The organism is Parazoarcus communis (genome assembly GCF_003111665.1).
GTDB classification, from domain to species: Bacteria; Pseudomonadota; Gammaproteobacteria; order Burkholderiales; family Rhodocyclaceae; genus Parazoarcus; species Parazoarcus communis_B.
Genome location: NZ_CP022188.1, coordinates 3,247,386 through 3,265,005, shown reverse-complemented (window position 1 = coordinate 3,265,005; position 17,620 = coordinate 3,247,386). Strand labels below are relative to the sequence as shown.

The 17,620-nt window shown below is 64.1% G+C and carries 18 protein-coding genes; 11 read left to right on the top strand and 7 right to left on the bottom strand.

The genetic code is table 11. From position 1 onward, the window contains the following. Positions 1 to 27 precede the first annotated feature (27 nt). From CEW87_RS14905 to CEW87_RS14890, 4 genes are all read left to right on the top strand, one after another. The gene (locus tag CEW87_RS14905) at positions 28 to 1,221 is read left to right on the top strand and encodes a urate hydroxylase PuuD (protein ID WP_108974211.1); all 1,194 of its coding nucleotides are present in this window, start codon (positions 28 to 30) and stop codon (positions 1,219 to 1,221) included. A gap of 80 nt (positions 1,222 to 1,301) precedes the next feature. Continuing rightward, positions 1,302 to 1,823: a 2-oxo-4-hydroxy-4-carboxy-5-ureidoimidazoline decarboxylase gene (gene uraD, locus CEW87_RS14900; RefSeq protein WP_108974209.1), complete on the top strand. Its 522-nt coding sequence runs from the start codon at positions 1,302 to 1,304 to the stop codon at positions 1,821 to 1,823. Positions 1,824 to 1,924: 101 nt separating this feature from the next. Further along, a complete protein-coding gene (gene alc, locus CEW87_RS14895; RefSeq protein ID WP_108974207.1) occupies positions 1,925 to 2,971 on the top strand; it encodes an allantoicase in 1,047 nt (348 codons plus the stop codon). A 15-nt stretch (positions 2,972 to 2,986) separates the two neighbouring features. Then, the gene (locus tag CEW87_RS14890) at positions 2,987 to 3,505 is read left to right on the top strand and encodes an ureidoglycolate lyase (RefSeq protein ID WP_108974205.1); all 519 of its coding nucleotides are present in this window, start codon (positions 2,987 to 2,989) and stop codon (positions 3,503 to 3,505) included. A 95-nt stretch (positions 3,506 to 3,600) separates the two neighbouring features. On the opposite strand, the gene CEW87_RS14885 is transcribed toward CEW87_RS14890, so the two are convergent. The 5 genes from CEW87_RS14885 to CEW87_RS14865 all read right to left on the bottom strand — a co-directional run bounded on the left by CEW87_RS14885 (position 3,601) and on the right by CEW87_RS14865 (position 9,196). Continuing rightward, entirely contained in the window at positions 3,601 to 5,058 is a 1,458-nt protein-coding gene (locus tag CEW87_RS14885) for an NCS1 family nucleobase:cation symporter-1 (RefSeq protein ID WP_234421544.1), read from the bottom strand. A gap of 129 nt (positions 5,059 to 5,187) precedes the next feature. Continuing rightward, the gene (puuE, locus tag CEW87_RS14880) at positions 5,188 to 6,114 is read right to left on the bottom strand and encodes an allantoinase PuuE (RefSeq protein ID WP_108974201.1); all 927 of its coding nucleotides are present in this window, start codon (positions 6,112 to 6,114) and stop codon (positions 5,188 to 5,190) included. Between the two features lie 61 nt (positions 6,115 to 6,175). Beyond that, a complete protein-coding gene (locus tag CEW87_RS14875; protein WP_234421543.1) occupies positions 6,176 to 7,561 on the bottom strand; it encodes an NCS1 family transporter in 1,386 nt (461 codons plus the stop codon). A gap of 94 nt (positions 7,562 to 7,655) precedes the next feature. After that, a complete protein-coding gene (locus tag CEW87_RS14870) occupies positions 7,656 to 8,387 on the bottom strand; it encodes an aspartate/glutamate racemase family protein (RefSeq protein WP_108974199.1) in 732 nt (243 codons plus the stop codon). Positions 8,388 to 8,440: 53 nt separating this feature from the next. Further along, positions 8,441 to 9,196: a GntR family transcriptional regulator gene (locus CEW87_RS14865; RefSeq protein WP_199917026.1), complete on the bottom strand. Its 756-nt coding sequence runs from the start codon at positions 9,194 to 9,196 to the stop codon at positions 8,441 to 8,443. A gap of 511 nt (positions 9,197 to 9,707) precedes the next feature. On the opposite strand from CEW87_RS14865, the gene alc (CEW87_RS14860) reads away from it, so the two are divergent. Both alc (CEW87_RS14860) and CEW87_RS14855 read left to right on the top strand, forming a co-directional pair. Then, positions 9,708 to 10,754, top strand: a complete 1,047-nt coding sequence (alc, locus tag CEW87_RS14860) for an allantoicase (RefSeq protein ID WP_108974197.1) — start codon at positions 9,708 to 9,710, stop codon at positions 10,752 to 10,754. Between the two features lie 15 nt (positions 10,755 to 10,769). After that, positions 10,770 to 11,288, top strand: coding sequence for an ureidoglycolate lyase (locus tag CEW87_RS14855; protein ID WP_108974195.1), 519 nt, complete (start codon positions 10,770 to 10,772; stop codon positions 11,286 to 11,288). A 62-nt stretch (positions 11,289 to 11,350) separates the two neighbouring features. Here the strand turns inward: CEW87_RS14855 and CEW87_RS14850 are convergent, their stop codons facing one another. After that, positions 11,351 to 12,244 carry a DMT family transporter gene (locus CEW87_RS14850; RefSeq protein ID WP_108977241.1) on the bottom strand — a complete coding sequence of 298 codons (894 nt, stop codon included), beginning with the start codon at positions 12,242 to 12,244 and terminating at the stop codon, positions 11,351 to 11,353. Between the two features lie 362 nt (positions 12,245 to 12,606). Between CEW87_RS14850 and hyi the strand changes: the two genes are divergently transcribed. From hyi to CEW87_RS14830, 4 genes are all read left to right on the top strand, one after another. Next, entirely contained in the window at positions 12,607 to 13,386 is a 780-nt protein-coding gene (gene hyi, locus CEW87_RS14845; protein ID WP_108974194.1) for a hydroxypyruvate isomerase, read from the top strand. 105 nt (positions 13,387 to 13,491) lie between these two features. After that, positions 13,492 to 13,914 carry a DUF3830 family protein gene (locus tag CEW87_RS14840; protein ID WP_108947845.1) on the top strand — a complete coding sequence of 141 codons (423 nt, stop codon included), beginning with the start codon at positions 13,492 to 13,494 and terminating at the stop codon, positions 13,912 to 13,914. A 22-nt stretch (positions 13,915 to 13,936) separates the two neighbouring features. Beyond that, on the top strand, positions 13,937 to 15,199 hold the full coding sequence (locus CEW87_RS14835) for a glycerate kinase type-2 family protein (protein ID WP_108974192.1): 1,263 nt from the start codon (positions 13,937 to 13,939) through the stop codon (positions 15,197 to 15,199). 34 nt (positions 15,200 to 15,233) lie between these two features. Then, positions 15,234 to 15,629 carry a GlcG/HbpS family heme-binding protein gene (locus CEW87_RS14830; protein WP_108974190.1) on the top strand — a complete coding sequence of 132 codons (396 nt, stop codon included), beginning with the start codon at positions 15,234 to 15,236 and terminating at the stop codon, positions 15,627 to 15,629. A gap of 39 nt (positions 15,630 to 15,668) precedes the next feature. Here the strand turns inward: CEW87_RS14830 and CEW87_RS14825 are convergent, their stop codons facing one another. Then, positions 15,669 to 16,631 carry a LysR family transcriptional regulator gene (locus CEW87_RS14825; protein WP_108974188.1) on the bottom strand — a complete coding sequence of 321 codons (963 nt, stop codon included), beginning with the start codon at positions 16,629 to 16,631 and terminating at the stop codon, positions 15,669 to 15,671. Between the two features lie 187 nt (positions 16,632 to 16,818). On the opposite strand from CEW87_RS14825, the gene CEW87_RS14820 reads away from it, so the two are divergent. Next, a complete protein-coding gene (locus CEW87_RS14820; protein WP_108974186.1) occupies positions 16,819 to 17,592 on the top strand; it encodes a sulfite exporter TauE/SafE family protein in 774 nt (257 codons plus the stop codon). The last annotated feature ends 28 nt before the right edge of the window (positions 17,593 to 17,620 follow it).

The window sequence follows — 17,620 nt, the reverse complement described above, 5'->3', positions numbered from 1 at the left end:
ATTGCCGGCATACGGAAAATCACAACGATGGAAGCTTACCTTCTCGACTGGGCCAACCTGCTGATGCGCTGGCTCCACCTCATCGCAGGCGTGGCATGGATTGGCGCGTCCTTTTACTTCGTGATGCTGGACACCTCGCTGCAACCGCCCAAGAAACCCCAGGATGCAAAGCGCGGCGTGTTCGGCGAGCTGTGGGGCGTGCATGGGGGCGGTTTCTACTGCAGCCAGAAATTCCTCACTGGCCCCAAGGACGAGCCCCTCACCGAAGACCTGCACTGGTCGAAATGGGAGGCCTACACCACCTGGCTGTCGGGCATGGGCATGCTCGCCATCGTGTACTGGATCGGGGCCTCGAGCTACCTCATCGACAACCAGGTGATGGCGCTCACGCCTGCCACCGCCATCCTGATCTCAATCGCCTTTCTCGCCGGCGGCTGGGCGGTGTACGACCTGATGTGCCGCAATCTGATGGGCCGCGACACGCTGCTGGCCGCGCTGGTATTCGTGCTGGTGATGGTATGCAACTGGGTGCTGCACCAGGTGTTCTCGGCCCGTGGCGCCTATATCCACGTCGGCGCCATGCTGGGCACCATGATGGCGGCCAACGTGTTCTTCCACATCATTCCAGGCCAGAAGCGGATGGTGGCGCAGATCCGCGCCGGCCAGCCGGTCGACCCGCGACCGGGTATGGTGGGCAAACAGCGCTCGGTGCACAACACCTATTTCACCCTGCCGGTACTGCTGATCATGATCAGCAACCACTACCCGATGACCTATGCCAACAAGTACGGGTGGCTGGTACTCGCGGTGATGATGATTGCCGGCGTGCTGATCCGGCAGTTCTTCGTGCTGCGTCACCGCGGTCAGCTGAAGTGGTGGCTGCCCGCTGCCGGCATGGCACTCATCGGGCTGCTGATCGTGCTGATGGCGCCCAAGGCGGTGAATGCCGATGGCGACAAGGTGGGCTTTGCCACGATCAAGCAGATCACCGAGAAGCGCTGCGTTACGTGTCACGCCGCACAGCCCACCTGGGACGGCTTTGCGCAGGCCCCCAAGGGCGTGATGCTGGAAACGCCCGAACAAATCGGTCAGCATGCGGCAAAGATGGCAGAGACGGTTGCAAGTGGCTACATGCCGCTGGGGAACCTCACTCAGCTCACCGAAGACGAACGAACACAGGTCGCCACTTGGTTCGCCCAAGGCGCCCGACTCGCTGACTGAACGCCCCCTTCAACCCCTGCCCCTCACACTGTCCGACCGAGTACCCGATGCAAGCAACACTGATCCGGAAGCAAGCGACCATGACATCCTCTGCCGACGCCGCCCTTAGCACTCTCTCCGAACTCTCTCAGCCGGATTTCGTCGCCCGCCTCGGCGACATCTTCGAGCACTCGCCCTGGGTCGCCGAGCGCAGCTGGCATGCCCGCCCCTTTCCCAGCATCGACGCGCTGCATGCCGCAATGGTCACAGCGATGACCGAAGCCAGCGAGGGCGAACAGCTCGCACTGATTCGCGCCCACCCCGAACTTGCCGGCAAGGAAGCGGCCTCCGGCACCCTCACGGCGGCCTCCACCGGCGAGCAGCGCGGTGCCGGTCTCGACCAGTGCAGCGCCGAGGAATTGCAGCGTCTGCGCTCGCTTAATGCAGCCTACCGCGAGCGCTTCGGCTTCCCCTTTGTAATCGCAGTGAAGGGCCGTTCCCGCTACCAGATCATGGATGCCATCGAAACACGGCTGCAGAACGACGCGCAGACGGAATTCACCACATGCCTCGGTGAGATTGCACAGATTGCCCGCTTCCGGCTGTACGCGCTTTTAGCATGAAGCGGACGGTGTTGCGCGGTGGACTCCGCGGCGCGCTGCATGGAATATCCTGCCTTCAATCCACGCCACCGAACATCTGAAAGAACACAAGGAATCACAGCATGGCCAGTCACACCCCCGGCGCCCCCGTCTTTGCCCAGCCCGCCGACCTGCCCGAATGGGCGTTGCGCTCGGTCGATCTCGCCAGCACCCGCCTGGGCGCGAAGGCGCTGTTCGCGTCCGACGACTTCTTTGCCGAAGTCGCCCGCATGCTCAACCCCGAGCCGGCGCAGTTCGTGCCCGGCAAGTTCGACACCAACGGCAAGTGGATGGATGGCTGGGAGTCGCGCCGCAAGCGCGTGGCAGGCCATGACTGGGCATTGGTCAGGCTGGGCGTGAAGGGGGTGATTCGCGGCTTCGACGTCGATACCAGCCACTTCACCGGCAACTATCCGCCGGCGGTCTCGATCGAGGCCTGCGTGTCCGAGTCCGACGAGGTCGAGGTGCTCAAGGCCGCGAACTGGACCGAGATCCTGCCCGCCACGCCGCTCGGCCCGAACGCGCACCATCTGCTCGAATGCGCGAGCGACGCGGCGTGGACGCATCTGCGCGTCAACATCTTCCCCGATGGCGGCATTGCCCGCCTGCGGGTGTATGGGCGTCCGGTGGGCGGACTGGAGAATGCCGCGCCGGATGCGCTGGTCGATCTGGTGGCGATGGAGAACGGCGGACGTGCGGTGTCGTGGAACGACGCCAGCTTCGGTTCGTCGGCCGCGGCGCTGATGCTGCCCGGCCCCGGCAAGAACATGGGCGACGGCTGGGAGACCCGTCGCCGCCGCGAGCCTGGCAACGACTGGTGCGTGCTCGAACTGGGCGCGCCCGGCACGATCGAGAAGATCGAGGTCGACACCGCCTTCTTCAAGGGCAACTTCCCCGACCGTTGCTCGGTACAGGCCGCGTTCGTGAGCGGCGGCACCGATCGCTCGATCACCACCGAGAGCATGTTCTGGCACACCCTGCTGCCCGAGCAGAAGCTTGCGGCGGATTCGATCCACACCTATGTCGAGGAGCTGGCGAAACTCGGCACGGTGAGCCACGTGCGCTTCAACATCTTTCCCGATGGTGGCGTGTCGCGTCTGCGTCTGTGGGGCAAGGTCGCCGCGAAGTAAGCGCGGGACCACACCATGACCACCCCCCTCTCCATCCAGTCGCTTAGGGTCGAGCCGCTGAGCCGCGAGGCCTTCGCGCCTTTCGGCGAGGTCATCGAGGCCAGCGACGCGGTGAAGCACTTCACCATCAACGCCGGCAACACCGAGCGTTACCACGATCTGGCGAACATAGAACCCGGCGCAGACGGCCGGGTGATCGTGTCCATCTTCCGCGGCCAGCCGCGCGCCCTGCCCTTCCGCGTCGAGATGATGGAGCGCCATCCGCTGGCGAGCCAGGCCTTCATTCCGATGTCGGGCAAGCCCTACCTGGTGGTGGTGGCGCCCGCGGGTGAGCCGCCGACGGCTATGCAGTTGCGGGTGTTCGTGGCGCGTGGCGACCAGGGCGTGAACTACGCCACCGGCGTCTGGCATCACCCACTGCTCGCGCTTGGCGCGGTGTGCGACTTCCTCGTGGTCGACCGCGCAGGGCCGGGACACAACTGCGACGAGGTCACGCTCGACACCGTCGGCCTGATCGACTGCGTCCCGCTTTGAGTCACTGAGCGCGCAGTAAACGAAATGGGCGGCCCACCAGCTGAAACCGGTAGGCCGCCCATCACGCTTCAACGGGCATTGTCAGCCCGCGACACTCAGGCGCTTTCGGGCACCGGCAGCACACGCGCCCGGCGCATCAGCACCAGGTGCAGCACCGCACCGAGCAAGGCTCCGAACAGCCACGAGAATCCCGACAGCGCGGCCAGCGCAGGCGTCCATACCGACATCACCGAGAACACCGAAGCCACCGAGAACGCGAACAGCGCGCGCTTGTTCCAGCCATTGTCGAAGTAGTAAGTGGAGCCCGGCTCGGCCGAGAACAGGTCCTGCAGGTCGAGCTTCTGCTTGCGTACCAGGTAGTAGTCGGCAACGACGATGCCATAGAGCGGTGCCAGCACGGCACCCAAGGTGTCGACGAAGCCCGCGATGCCGATGTTGCTGATCAGCGAGACCCACAGCCCGCCGATGAAGAAGGCGATCACCGCGGTGATGATGCCGCCGGTGCGGGCGCTGATGCGGGCCGGCGCCAGGTTGGCGAGACCGAAGGCGGCAGGGATGAAGTTGGCCACCAGGTTGATGCCCACGGTGGCGGCGAAGAAGGTCAGCGCGGCAATGATGGTAAGCGCCAGGTTATCCACCTTGGCCACCATGTCGGCCGGGTTGGTCACGACCTCACCAAACAGCACGGCTGTGCCGGCGGTGATGAACAGCGCGAGGAAGGAGAAGAAGGCCAGACTGACCGGCAGACCGAGAAAGTTGCCCCATTTCATCTGCGACTCGTTTTTCACGAAGCGCGAGAAGTCGCCATAGTTGATCACCACTGCAGCGAAGTAAGCCACCATGGTGCCGACCACGGCCACGAAGGCCGCGACCGGCCCACCCGGATGCTCGCCCCGGCCGCTGAAGATGCTGCCCAGTTCGTTGAGCAGACCACCGCCGGCCTTGTACCAGATGACGCCCAGCAGCGCGATCATCACCAGGTAGACCAGTGGCCCCGCCCAGTTCAGGAAGTTGGTGATCCAGTCGAACCCGCGCAGGAAAAGCCCCAGCTGGAATACGCACACGACGGCATACGAGAACCAGCCCACTGCGTCCATGCCGAGAAAGCTGGGGCCACCGGGATGGTCGAGCAAGGCGTTGAACAACAGGCCCAGCGCGGTGGACGCGAAGTAGGTCTGCACCCCGTACCAGAAGATGGCGACGATGCCGCGAATCAGCGCCGGGAAGTTGGCACCGCGCACCCCCATGCTGGCGCGCGCAATCACCGGATAGGGGATGCCGTACTTCACGCCGGGCTTGCCGGTGAGATTCACCAGAAAATTCACGATGATGCCGGCGAGCAGGATGCCGGCAAACACCGCCCAGCCGTTGAGGCCGTATGAGATGAACAGGGTTGCCGCAAGCGTGTAGCCGAACAGGCTCTGAATGTCGTTCGACCACACGTTGAAGATCTCGAACCAGCCCCACTTGCGCTTGCCCGGTTCGAGCGGCGCGAGGTCGTCGTTGTACAGACTCGGATCCACCTTGTGGATCTTCATGTCGATTTTTTCCATGCGAGACTCCATGCCTTTTTCAGGCCTTTGTGGTTTTAGGTTGGGCGTACGACGGACGCACGAAGCCCTTGCCCGATTTGCATCGGGCAATTCGAAGCCGCCGAAGCGGCATTTCAGGGTTGAAGCAACTCAGGGATGCGGGTGGTGCTCGATCCAGTGACGCGCGACATCCACGCGGCGGCACACCCACACGCGATCGTGCTTCTCGATATGGTCGAGGAAGCGCTGCAAGGCACGGAAACGCCCTGGCCGGCCGAGCAGGCGGCAGTGCATGCCCACGCTCATCATGGCCGGACGCTCTTCGCCTTCGGCGTACATCACGTCGAACGCGTCGCGCAGGTACTCGAAGAACTCGTCGCCATGGGAGAAGCCCTGCGGCAGCGAGAAACGCATGTCGTTGGTGTCGAGCGTGTAAGGCACAATCAGGTGCGGCGTGGTGCTGCCGTCGGTTTTCTCGACCTGGGTCCAGAACGGCAGGTCGTCGCCGTAGTAGTCGGAGTCATACAGAAAGCCGCCGTAGTCCGCGACCAGGCGCCGCGTATTGGGGGAATCGCGCCCGGTGTACCAGCCCAGCGCACGCTCGCCGGTGAGGCGCTCGATGATTTCCATGCCGATGCGCATGTGCTCGCGCTCGATCGCCTCATCCACGCCCTGATAGTGAATCCATTTCCAGCCATGACAGGCGATCTCGTGGCCGAGCTCGCGGAAGGCCGCGGTCATTTCGGGGTGACGCTCGAGCGCAGTCGACACACCGAAGATGGTCAGCGGCAGCCCGCGACGCTCGAACTCGCGCAGGATGCGCCACCCGCCGACCCGCGAGCCATATTCGTAGATGCCTTCCATCGACATGTGGCGCTCGGGGTAGCTGGCCGCGTTGAATAGCTCCGACAGAAACTGCTCACTGCCCGGGTCGCCGTGGAGCACACAGTTCTCGCCGCCTTCCTCGTAGTTCAGCACGAACTGCACTGCCACGCGGGCCTTGCCCGGCCAGTTGGCATGCGGCGGGTTGCGGCCGTAGCCGATGAGGTCGCGGGGGTAGTTCGAATCAGGCTTCATGAGAGGTTCTCCACGAGCACCGGGTGCAGCGCCCGCGTCGGGGCGGCTGCGCGTCGGCAGATCAGTTTTCGCAGAAACGCTTGCAAGCGCTCCAGTTCTTCATCAACAGCCAGTAGCTGAGGCCGGCAGGCAACAGGCTGGCATACCAGGACACAGAGGAAAAGCTCAGCGCGACACCCGCACCGATCAATGAGGCCACGATGCCTGCGTAGTTCACCCCACGGTAGGGTCCGTTCTCGTCGTACAGCTTCCCCAGATCCAGCGTGCGGCGGCGGATGATGTAGTAATCGACGACCAGCACAGCGAAGATCGGCCCCAGGAATGCCGAATAGGTCTGCACAAAAAACTGCAGGCCAGCGGCGGATTCGTCCTTGACCAGTTCCCACGGGAAGGTGCCAAAGGCGAGCAGGCCGACGATGATCGCCGAACTGCGGAACGACAGCTTGAACACGTCCATCAGCACATAGGTTGGCGGCACCACGTTGTTGAGCACGTTGGTGGTGACCTGCGCAAAGGTGATGAAGAGCAGCGTCGCGATCAGCAGCGGCTTGTTGTCTACCGCGCTGGAAAACACCTGGATCGGATCGGCCACACCGGTCGCACCCGACACCATCAGCCCGATCAGGCCCATGAACAGCGTGCACGGCAGGATGGACATGGCGTAAATCGTCGTCAGCGGCGCACGGCGCACGCCCTTCTCGAGCTCGCGTGCATAGTCGCTGACGTTGAGCATCATGGTGCTGTAGATACCGAGAAAGAGCATGGTTGCGCCCCAGAACGGCAGGCCCCAGGTGCCTTCGATGTTCACCAGTCGCTCGGTGATGACATCGCCGTACTTGTCGATGACGCTGAAGAACATGTAGGTCAGCGACACCAGGATGAAGCCGCTGCCGATGTTCTCCAGCCACTTGATGCCCTGGAAGCCGAGCACCGACAGGCCGATCTGCAGAAACTGGAATACGATGAACCAGAACACCAGGTTGTCGAAGCCAAACAATGAGGCCGACACCGCATTGAGCGCCCCTGCCCCCACCCAGCTCTGGAAGCCATACCAGACGATGGCCGGCACCGCCCGTACCAGCCCCGGAAACTTGGTTCCAGCAAACCCGAACGCCGAGCGCGCCTGAACCACAAAGGGAATGCCGTACTTGTAGCCCGCAGCGCCGTTGATGGCCAGCGCAATACCGATCACGAAGCAGCCGACCGCGATGGCAACCGTGGCCTGCAACAGGTTCAGCGTACCGACGATGCTCGAGCCCATTGCGAAAGTGCCGATCGACACGCAACCGCCGAACCATGCCAGCAGATAGGACCACTTGCCCATGATGCGGGTCTGCTGCGGCGCCAGGGATTCTTCACCCAGCCCCTTGCCGTGGCCGGTTGTGGCCGTGTGCTCGCTGCCCGGCTGCAGGCCGGGGGCACGAATTGCCTCGGTGTTACTCGTCATGGTGACGCTCCTTTTCGTTTGGGGATGCGGTGCGCACACCGCGCGGTCTCACGCTTGCGGCGCCACTGTTCTGTGCAGTGGCTGCCGCGATTGCTCATGCACTCAGATAATCGAAGTGCCCGATGAATTGCTTCGGGCGCGGAAAGGCGAGATCGCCATGCTTGCTGGTTTGCAGCCCCAGGCTGACGAGGGATTCGGCCAGCTTCACCGCAGCGGTCACGCCCTCGACGATCGGCAGACCGACCGCGTCGCGGATCTGCGCGGTGAGGTCGGCCATGCCGCCACAGCCGAGCACAATCGCACCTACACCGTCTTCGTCCCGCGCCCGGCGGCACTCTTCGATGATGCGGTCGAGCGCGCAGGCGCCATCGTCCTCGAGGTCGAGCACCGGAATTTCCGCGGCGCGCACGCGCCGGCAGTGGTGGGCAAAGCCATAGCTCTGCAGCAGGTGCTCGGCGATGATGCAGGTGCGACCGAGCGTGGTCACGATCGAGAAGCGTGTGCTGATCAGGGTGGCTAGATGAAAGGCAGCCTCGGCAATGCCAATCACCGGCGCACGGCTCAGCTCACGCGCGGCGAGCAGGCCGGGGTCGCCGAAGCACGCGATGATGTAGGCGTCGATGTTCTCCGTCTCGCCGCGACGGATTTCTTCGAGCACGCCGACTGCGCTGATCGCCTCGTCGAAATGGCTTTCGATCGAAACCGGACCCGCAAGCGGATTGCAGGCCGAGGTCTGCGTGCCGGCAGCGGCGACACGCGCGGCCGCCTCGCCGATCTTCGCGGTCATGCTTGCCGTGGTGTTGGGGTTGATGAGCCTGATATGCATCTGCTGCTGTTCTCCTGAGTATCGCCTGTCAGCCAAGCCTTGGCCGTCGTTGATCAGCGCTGGCGGCGCTGGCGCTGCGCCACGTCGTCGAGGATTCGGCGCAGATCGGGCGCAGCGGGGTTCTCTTCGAGCAGTACGACGCTGCGCTCCACGTCCCGCAGGTGACGTTCCATCCACTCGCGCGCGCCATCGGCATCGCCCGCTGCAATCAAATCGAGCACGTCGTGGTGCTCGGTATGACGACAACTGCCCGACATCGGCGAGCCGAAGGTGGCAATGACCAGCGACGAGCGCGATACCAGCCCGGCGAGGATGTCGCTGATGGTGTCGTTCTCGGACAGACGACTCAGCGCGACATGAAACTCGCCCGACAGATAGATGGATTCGCGGCGATCGCCCCGCGCTTCCGCCTCCTGCTCACGCCGCACGATGTCACGCAACTCGTCGAGCTTCGCAGGCGTCGCCCGGGCAACGACCTGCGCGATCGCGCCGCATTCGACGATGCGACGTGCGGCGAAAACATCACGCGCCTCCTTGACCGTAGGCTGGGCCACGGTGGCGCCGCGGTTCAGGCGGATGTCGACCAGCCGCTCGTAAGCCAGGCGCTGAAGCACCTTGCGGATACTGGTGCGGCTGACGCCAAAGGCCTCGGCCAGCGTGTCTTCCGGCAGCTTGGTTCCGGGCTCGAGATGGTTCTCCACGATGGCCGCGTAAAGATTGCGGTAGATCGCTTCGTCACGTCCGCTACCCGTCATGGTTTCTTCGCTCTGGAGCGAGCCCAGATCAATGGGTGATCGTTTCTTGCTCAACTTTGCCTCTCCCCGATGCACGCTGAAGTCCTCGGAGGACCCTTTTCATTGGGCAAAGTTTAGAGTCTGTTTGTATACGAAACAATCAAAATTTGTACTCATAAACACAATCAATCGTACTGCGATCAGCTTCCACCGAATCTCGCTCCACATGCACCACGGCAAGTCACAGAACGCCCAGTTAACGTGCATGCGCACCAATCCGGAGCGCCCTTCGCAGCCACCGCAAGATGGAAGAACGTTATTGAGGCACCGGCAGGAAAAGGCTTTTAACGGGTGCCGCAGGCTGTTCATGTGAACCACCCACTGGTATCAAATATTTTTTGTATACGATTTTATCGGTTCGAAAATACAATGCAGCAGCAATCCCCTGCCCCCCGCTTCCAACCGGAAACGACTCACACTGCGCGCCGCACCGCTGACCATGACGGCGGCGTCGGGAGCTGCGGCCGGGGACGACCCGAACAGACACACAGGCGGTCCACGGACCCCAACAGAGGAGATTTCATCGATGGCCAGTCACACCCCCGGCGCCCCCGTCTTTGCCCAACCCGCCGACCTGCCCGAATGGGCGCTGCGCTCGGTCGATCTCGCCAGCACCCGGCTGGGTGCGAAGGCGCTGTTCGCGTCCGACGACTTCTTTGCCGAAGTCGCCCGCATGCTCAATCCGGAGCCGGCGCAGTTCGTGCCCGGCAAGTTCGACACCAACGGCAAGTGGATGGATGGCTGGGAGTCGCGCCGCAAGCGCGTGGCAGGCTACGACTGGGCGCTGGTCAAGCTCGGCGTGAAGGGGGTGATTCGCGGCTTCGACGTCGATACCAGCCACTTCACCGGCAACTATCCGCCGGCGGTCTCGATCGAGGCCTGCGTGTCCGAGTCCGACGAGGTCGAGGTGCTCACGGCGGCAAGCTGGACCGAGATCCTGCCGGCGACGCCGCTCGGCCCGAACGCACACCACCTGCTCGAATGCGCGAGCGACGCGGCGTGGACGCATCTGCGCGTCAATATCTTCCCCGATGGCGGCATTGCCCGTCTGCGGGTGTATGGGCGTCCGGTGGGCGGACTGGAAAATGCCGCGCCGGATGCGCTGGTCGATCTGGTGGCGATGGAAAACGGCGGACGTGCGGTGTCGTGGAACGACGCCAGCTTCGGTTCGTCGGCCGCGGCGCTGATGCTGCCCGGACCTGGCAAGAACATGGGTGACGGCTGGGAGACCCGTCGCCGCCGCGAGCCTGGCAACGACTGGTGCGTGCTCGAACTGGGCGCGCCCGGCACGATCGAGAAGATCGAGGTCGACACCGCCTTCTTCAAGGGCAACTTCCCCGACCGTTGTTCGGTACAGGCCGCGTTCGTGAGCGGCGGCACCGATCGCTCGATCACCACCGAGAGCATGTTCTGGCACACCCTGCTGCCCGAGCAGAAGCTTGCGGCGGATTCGATCCACACCTATGTCGAGGAGCTGACGAAACTCGGCACGGTGAGCCACGTGCGCTTCAACATCTTTCCCGATGGTGGCGTGTCGCGTCTGCGTCTGTGGGGCAAGGTCGCCGCGAAGTAAGCGCGGGACCACACCATGACCACCCCCCTCTCCATCCAGTCGCTTAGGGTCGAGCCGCTGAGCCGCGAGGCCTTTGCGCCTTTCGGCGAGGTCATCGAAGCCTGCGACGCGGTGAAGCACTTCACCATCAACGCCGGTAACACCGAGCGCTATCACGATCTGGCGAACATCGAACCCGGCGCAGACGGCCGGGTGATCGTGTCCATCTTCCGCGGCCAGCCGCGCGCCCTGCCCTTTCGGGTCGAGATGATGGAGCGCCACCCGCTGGCGAGCCAGGCCTTCATCCCGATGTCGGGCAAGCCCTACCTGGTGGTGGTGGCGCCTGCGGGCGAGGCGCCGACGGCTGCGCAACTGCGGGTGTTCGTGGCCCGTGGCGACCAGGGCGTGAACTACGCCACCGGCGTCTGGCACCACCCGCTGCTCGCGCTTGGCGGAGTGTGCGACTTCCTCGTCGTCGACCGCGCAGGGCCGGGACACAACTGCGACGAGATCACGCTCGACACCGTCGGTCTGATCGACTGCGCCTTGCCTTGATTAATCGAGCGCGCCCGCCACTTGTGCGGGCCGCCCCTCCCCGAGCGGGGATCTCAGTGATTTCAGGCCTTTCGCCGTGCCTGCAACAAGGGCCACAGGCTGGTCAGCGCCAGCGCCACAACGATCAGCGCCATGCCGGCAAACTCGCCTGTACTTGGCCGCTCACCCAGTTCGATCCAGCCCGCGAGCGCGCCGATCAAGGGAATACCCAGCGCCGACAGACCGGCTACGCCTGCGGGCAGGTTCTGCAGCACATAGAGCCACAGCAACCACGCCAGCGCAGTGGCGAACACCGCGTTATAGATCAGTGCGCCAAAGAAATAGGGCGTCGGATCGATTGGGCGCGACGGCACCAGCAAGGCCACCACACACAGCGCAATCGCGCCGAACAGCATCTGCCAGGCCGTCATCGACAGCAGGTCGAAATCATGGTCGCGCCGCATGCGCTTGGCCACCACCGTTGCCAGTGCCCAGGTCAGGCCGCCGCCGACCGCCAGCACATTGCCCATCACGCTGCCAGCCATCGACCAGGGATCGAGGATGAGCACCAGGCCGACGGCCGCCACCACAGTCGCAACCCACTGCACGCCACGCACGCGCTCGCCAAGGAGCCACCACGCCAACGGCATCAGCCAGAACGGCATGGTGTAGACGAGGATGGCCGTCTTGCCCGCACCGCCGCTGACCAGCGCCCACTGAATCAGCGCAGTAAACGCCGCCGTCTGCAGCAGACCGAGCAGGAGCAACTGGCGCAGTGCCACCGGGCGCAGCGGCCGGCGCGCGATGATCACGACGGTAAACAGCGCGACCGCAGCAAGCAGCGTGCGGATCGCAGAAAAGTCGAAGGGATCCACGTACCGGATCACCTGCTTCATCACCACCCAGTTGTAACCCCAGATCAGCGACATCAACAGCAGCGCCACAACTGCCAGCCTGGCAGGACGAACCGAAAGCATTGCATTACTCGCGAAAGCGGCGGACACCTGCGCACAGCATGCAGGTCGGGACCGCCGAAAAAGAAAAGCCGGCACACGGCCGGCGCAGGAAATCTCGACGACAGCATATCGAAAACGGGGCGCCAGCGCCCATGACACTTTGGCCGCGAAGCGCCGAGCCAGATGGCGCATCACGCTCAGGCGCCGATGAAGCCGAGCTTGCCCACAAAGCAGTGACCTGACAATGTACGAACGCTTATGCTGCGTATCGTCCCTTACGATCACGTGCTGAAAACCCATGCCGGCACATGCCCGAACTGCCTGCCGATACAACCGGATTACGCACGTCAGCCCCGCACGTGCTTGAACGAGATTACGAGACCATGCCCAAGTTCACCGCCAACATCACCCTGCTGTTCAACGAGCACGATTTTCTCGACCGCTTCCAGGCTGCTGCCAATGCGGGATTTGAAGGGATCGAACTCCAGTTTCCCTATGCCTTCGACAAGGACACGGTCGCCGAGCGACTGGATCGCAGCGGGCTTCCTCTGGTGCTGCACAACCTGCCCGCGGGCGACTGGGACGCGGGTGAGCGCGGCATTGCCTGCGATCCGGCGCGGGTTGGCGAGTTTCAGGATGGTGTCGGTCGCGCAATCGAATACGCACAGGCGCTCCGCTGCCAGCAGCTCAACTGTCTCGCCGGCATTGCGCCGGCAGGCGTGCCCGCCGAGACGGTGCACCAGACCTTCGTCGACAACCTGCGCTTTGCCGCCGAGGCGCTGAAGCGAGCGGGTATCCGCCTGCTGATCGAACCGGTAAACACCTGGGACATCCCCGGCTTTCATCTGTGCCGCACCGCGCAGGCAATCGACATCATCGAAACAGTCGGTTCCGACAACCTGTTCCTGCAGTACGACATCTATCACGCGCAGCGCATGGAGGGCGAACTGGGCAACACGATCGCCCGTCATCTGCCGAAGATCGCCCACATGCAGCTTGCCGACACACCGGGGCGGCACGAGCCGGGCAGCGGAGAGATCAACTTCGCATGGCTGTTCCGGCATATCGACCAGCTTGGCTATCAGGGCTGGATCGGCTGCGAATACAAACCGGCTGCCGGCACGGTCGAAGGCCTCGGCTGGATGAAGGCACTTGCGGGCTGACTGCGGCAAGCCCTGATGGGCGAATCCGTTCAGTCGCGTATTCTCGCGGATTCACGGTGAGCGGACCGAAAGCGGGCTCGCCAATCCAACACTCGGGGAATTTTCATGCGTCACATTGCCATTGATGTCGGTTCTTTTCACTTTGTCGCCCGCCTCGAAGAGGCCGCAGCACCGCTCACCAGCGCAGCCTTCCTCAAGCTGCTGCCCTTCACCAGCAAGGTCATCCATTCGCGCTGGAGCGGCGAGGCGGTCTGGGTACCGATGGGCGAGTTCGACACCGGGCTCGACTTCGAGAACCACACCAACCACCCTTCGCGCGGCGATGTGCTGTTCTACCCCGGCGGCTTCTCCGAAACCGAGATCCTGTTCGCCTATGGCAGCAGCCAGTTCGCCAGCAAGATGGGGCAACTGGCCGGTAACCACTTCCTGACCGTCATCGAGGGCAACGAACTGCTCATGGAGATGGGCCGGACCGTGCTGTGGAAGGGCGCGCAGGAGATCACCTTCACCGATCTCGGCGAGCGCTGAGCCTGCGACCGGACCCGCCCGCATGAACGCCACGCCCCGTGAAGTGCTCGCGGCCATGTTTGCCGCCGCCGTCAATTCCGCCCAGCCCGAACACTGCATTCCGCCTCACCTGCCCGCCCCTCCGAAGGGACGCACCCTCGTCATCGGCGCCGGCAAGGCATCGGCGGCGATGGCACGCACACTGGAGCAGCACTGGACCGGTCCGCTCGAAGGGCTGGTCGTCACCCGCTACGGCTATGCCGTGCCCTGCGAGCGCATCGAGATCGTCGAAGCCGCCCATCCGGTGCCGGATGCCGCGGGCCGCGAGGCCGCCAGCCGAATGCTCGCCATGGTGGATGGGCTGAGCGCCGACGACCTGGTGATCTGCCTGATCTCGGGTGGCGGCTCGGCCCTGCTCCCCTTGCCCGGCGCAGGCATCACGCTTGAGGACAAGCAGATCATCAGCCGCGCTTTGCTCAGATCGGGCGCAAGCATTACCGAGATGAACTGCGTGCGCCGCCATCTCTCGGCCATCAAGGGCGGCAGACTTGCAGCGGCCTGCCACCCCGCACAGGTGGTGAACCTGCTGATCTCGGATGTACCGGGCGACAATCCGATGGACATTGCATCCGGCCCCACCGTGGCCGACCCGAGCACCTGCGCGGATGCGCTTGAAATCGTGCGACGCTATGGCATCGAACTGCCGGATGCGGCGCGAGCCCTGCTCGAAACCGGCGCGGGCGAGACCATCAAGCCCGCGGATGAACGCCTGGCCGGCGTCAGCACGCACCTGATTGCCACGCCACAACAGGCGCTCGAGGCGGCAGCTGACGTGGCACGCGCGGCCGGCATCACCCCTGTACTGCTCGGCGACCGTCTTGAAGGTGAAGCGCGGGACGTGGGCAAGGTGCTGGCCGGAGTCGCGCTGCAGGTGCGCACCCACGGCCAGCCCGTACCACCGCCCTGCGTGCTGCTGTCCGGCGGTGAAACCACCGTCACCGTGCGCGGTAACGGCCGTGGCGGGCGCAATGTCGAGTTTCTGCTGGCGCTGGCGATTGCGCTCGATGCGACACCCGGTATCGACGCAGTGGCGGGCGACACCGACGGTGTCGATGGGCAGGAAGAAGTTGCCGGCGCCTTTATCGGCCCCGACACCCTCGCCCGGGCGTGGGAGAAAGGCATCCGTCCGCGCGACAGCCTCGACAACAACGACGGCCACGGTTTCTTCGAGGCGCTTGGCGACGCACTCGTCACCGGCCCCACACTCACCAACGTCAATGATTTCCGCGCCATCCTGATCACCTGACGCGCCCAACAACACCCAAACAGAGGACCAGACCATGAAGACAATTCAACAACTCACACTTGCAGACGTAAAGCGCATTGCCGCTGCGGCCGAGGCCGAGGCTGTCGCAAAAGGCTGGGCCGTGACCATTGCGATCTGCGATGCCGGCGGGCACCCCCTGTGGCTGCAACGCATGGACGGCGCCCCGCTGATGAGCACGACGATCGCACCGGACAAGGCCCGCACCTGCGTGCTTACCGGCAAGCCCAGCAAGGTGTACGAGGACATGGTGAATAACGGGCGCTACGCTGCACTGCGACTGCCGGTCGTGCCGCTCGAAGGCGGCGAGCCGATCATTGTCGATGGCACGGTGATCGGCGCTGTCGGCGTGTCCGGCGTGAAGGCAGGCGAAGATGCGATTGTCGCGCGCGCGGGTGTCGCAGCGCTCTGAGCGGATGCAGCGCGCCGAGTCTGGCACCCGGCCTGACCCCTACCAGCCAGCGTCTGGCCGGGCGCCATCAGGCAATGCCGTGCCGGTCGCGGCGTCACCCGTGCCTGCGCCCAGCCAGTAGCCGGCGCTGCCGTAGCACGCCTTCAGATAATCGATAAAAGCCCGCACCCGCAGGGCCAGATTACGACGGTGCGGAAACACGGCGTACACCCCATTGGCAGGCGCGGCAAAGTCGTCCAGCACCGACACCAGCCTGCCAGCACGCAGATCTGCCGCCACCTCCCACAGGGAACGCCACGCAAGGCCCTCGCCCGCCAGCGCCCACTCGTGAAGCACGGCGCCATCGTTGCAATCCAGACGACCGTCGACCTTCATCATCGTCGTATTCCCGCTACCGTCAGAGAACAGCCACCCGCGCTGCTGCCCGAGCGACAGGCAGACGTGATCGTCCAGATCGGCCGGTGAAGCCGGTACACCGTACCGCGTCAGATAGTCCGGGCTGGCAACCACCACCCGGCGGTTCTCGGCCAGACGCACCGACACCAGACTGGAATCGGCCAGCTCACCGATGCGGATCGCACAGTCGATGCCTTCATTGACGAGGTCGACCAGGCGGTCGGTCAGGTCCAGCGTGCAGCTCACGTCCGGATTGTCGTGCAGATAGTTGCGCACCAGCGGTGCCACATGCCGACGTCCGAAACCCGCTGGCGCCGAGATGCGCAGATGTCCGCTCGGTTTCACCCCACCCAGACTGACCGAGGCTTCGGCGTTGGAGAGGTCGTTAAGGATGCGCTGACAGTCTTCGAGAAAGGCACTGCCCTCGAAGGTGAGCGTGATGCTGCGCGTCGTGCGCACCAGCAGCTTGACGCCGAGGCGCTGCTCCAGCGCATCGAGCCGGCGTCCGATCACCGCGGGGGTCACACCTTCGGCGCGTGCAGCAGCGGAAAGGCTGCCTCGACTCGAGACACTTACGAAGCTTTCAATCTGCTTGAGCTGGTCCATTTGATACTTTTAGTAAAAGATAAAGTGATCATACCGCTTATTCAGTTTTATATAAGAGTTCCCTAGACTGCTGCTCATTCGGGGAGGAGACAAACCCGATCCAGGACGCTGCTCCCCGGGGGCTCCCCTCGCCCGGAGCAGCCAGCGCACCAGACACCCTGCACGCAGGCCGTTTCACAGGACAGCCATGGAACTCACCGACATCGCAATCATCGCCATCGCCGCACTCGTTGCCGGTGCGGTGAATTCCGTTGCCGGTGGCGGCACCTTCTTCTCCTTCCCGGCCCTGCTCGCCGTCGGCGTGCCACCGGTTGTTGCCAACGCAAGCAACTCCGTGTCGCTGTGGCCAGCCAGTCTTGCGGGCGCATGGGCGTATCGGCGCGAGCTGGCGCGCTTCTCGCGCAGCCTGCCGATGCTGACCGTGGTGGCGTTCGCCGGTGGCATCGCGGGTGGCCTGCTCCTGCTCGCAACGTCGAACGCGGCCTTCGCGCGGCTGATTCCGTGGCTGCTGCTGATCGCCACCCTGCTGTTCGCCTTCAGCCGCCAGATTTCCGGCGCACTGAAAGGGTTTCGCCCGCTGCCGACAGCGGGCAACACACACCGCATCGGCCGTGGCGGCTTTGTGTTCCAGCTGGCCGTGTCGGTCTATGGCGGGTTCTTCGGCGCGGGGATGGGCATCCTGATGATCGCGGCGCTTGCGATCCAGGGCTTTGAAGACATGCATGAGATCAACGCGCTGAAGAACTGGCTGTCCGCGGTGATCTACAGCGTGGCTGTCGCGACATTCACCATCGCCGGCGCCGTGTCCTGGCCGCACACCGCGGTGATGCTGATCACAGGCACGCTGGGCGGATACCTCGGCGCCCGCGTGGCGCGGCAACTGCCTGCCGCCCTGATCCGCGGATTCGTCATCCTGATCGGCGCCGTGCTGACCATTTACTACTTCGGCAAAACCGCCTGAAACCCTTTACCGATTTCTGCTCACTTAA

What these genes read in the sequence shown, in the direction of transcription:
- CEW87_RS14875 (WP_234421543.1), bottom strand. Translation starts at nt 7,561, where the DNA reads ATGACGAGTAACACCGAGGCAATTCGTGCCCCCGGCCTGCAGCCGGGC.
- CEW87_RS14890 (WP_108974205.1), top strand. Translation starts at nt 2,987, where the DNA reads ATGACCACCCCCCTCTCCATCCAGTCGCTTAGGGTCGAGCCGCTGAGC.
- CEW87_RS14840 (WP_108947845.1), top strand. Translation starts at nt 13,492, where the DNA reads ATGCGTCACATTGCCATTGATGTCGGTTCTTTTCACTTTGTCGCCCGC.
- alc (WP_108974197.1), top strand. Translation starts at nt 9,708, where the DNA reads ATGGCCAGTCACACCCCCGGCGCCCCCGTCTTTGCCCAACCCGCCGAC.
- CEW87_RS14885 (WP_234421544.1), bottom strand. Translation starts at nt 5,058, where the DNA reads ATGGAAAAAATCGACATGAAGATCCACAAGGTGGATCCGAGTCTGTAC.
- uraD (WP_108974209.1), top strand. Translation starts at nt 1,302, where the DNA reads ATGACATCCTCTGCCGACGCCGCCCTTAGCACTCTCTCCGAACTCTCT.
- CEW87_RS14835 (WP_108974192.1), top strand. Translation starts at nt 13,937, where the DNA reads ATGAACGCCACGCCCCGTGAAGTGCTCGCGGCCATGTTTGCCGCCGCC.
- CEW87_RS14850 (WP_108977241.1), bottom strand. Translation starts at nt 12,244, where the DNA reads ATGCTTTCGGTTCGTCCTGCCAGGCTGGCAGTTGTGGCGCTGCTGTTG.
- CEW87_RS14905 (WP_108974211.1), top strand. Translation starts at nt 28, where the DNA reads ATGGAAGCTTACCTTCTCGACTGGGCCAACCTGCTGATGCGCTGGCTC.
- CEW87_RS14825 (WP_108974188.1), bottom strand. Translation starts at nt 16,631, where the DNA reads ATGGACCAGCTCAAGCAGATTGAAAGCTTCGTAAGTGTCTCGAGTCGA.
- hyi (WP_108974194.1), top strand. Translation starts at nt 12,607, where the DNA reads ATGCCCAAGTTCACCGCCAACATCACCCTGCTGTTCAACGAGCACGAT.
- CEW87_RS14870 (WP_108974199.1), bottom strand. Translation starts at nt 8,387, where the DNA reads ATGCATATCAGGCTCATCAACCCCAACACCACGGCAAGCATGACCGCG.
- CEW87_RS14855 (WP_108974195.1), top strand. Translation starts at nt 10,770, where the DNA reads ATGACCACCCCCCTCTCCATCCAGTCGCTTAGGGTCGAGCCGCTGAGC.
- CEW87_RS14830 (WP_108974190.1), top strand. Translation starts at nt 15,234, where the DNA reads ATGAAGACAATTCAACAACTCACACTTGCAGACGTAAAGCGCATTGCC.
- alc (WP_108974207.1), top strand. Translation starts at nt 1,925, where the DNA reads ATGGCCAGTCACACCCCCGGCGCCCCCGTCTTTGCCCAGCCCGCCGAC.
- puuE (WP_108974201.1), bottom strand. Translation starts at nt 6,114, where the DNA reads ATGAAGCCTGATTCGAACTACCCCCGCGACCTCATCGGCTACGGCCGC.
- CEW87_RS14820 (WP_108974186.1), top strand. Translation starts at nt 16,819, where the DNA reads ATGGAACTCACCGACATCGCAATCATCGCCATCGCCGCACTCGTTGCC.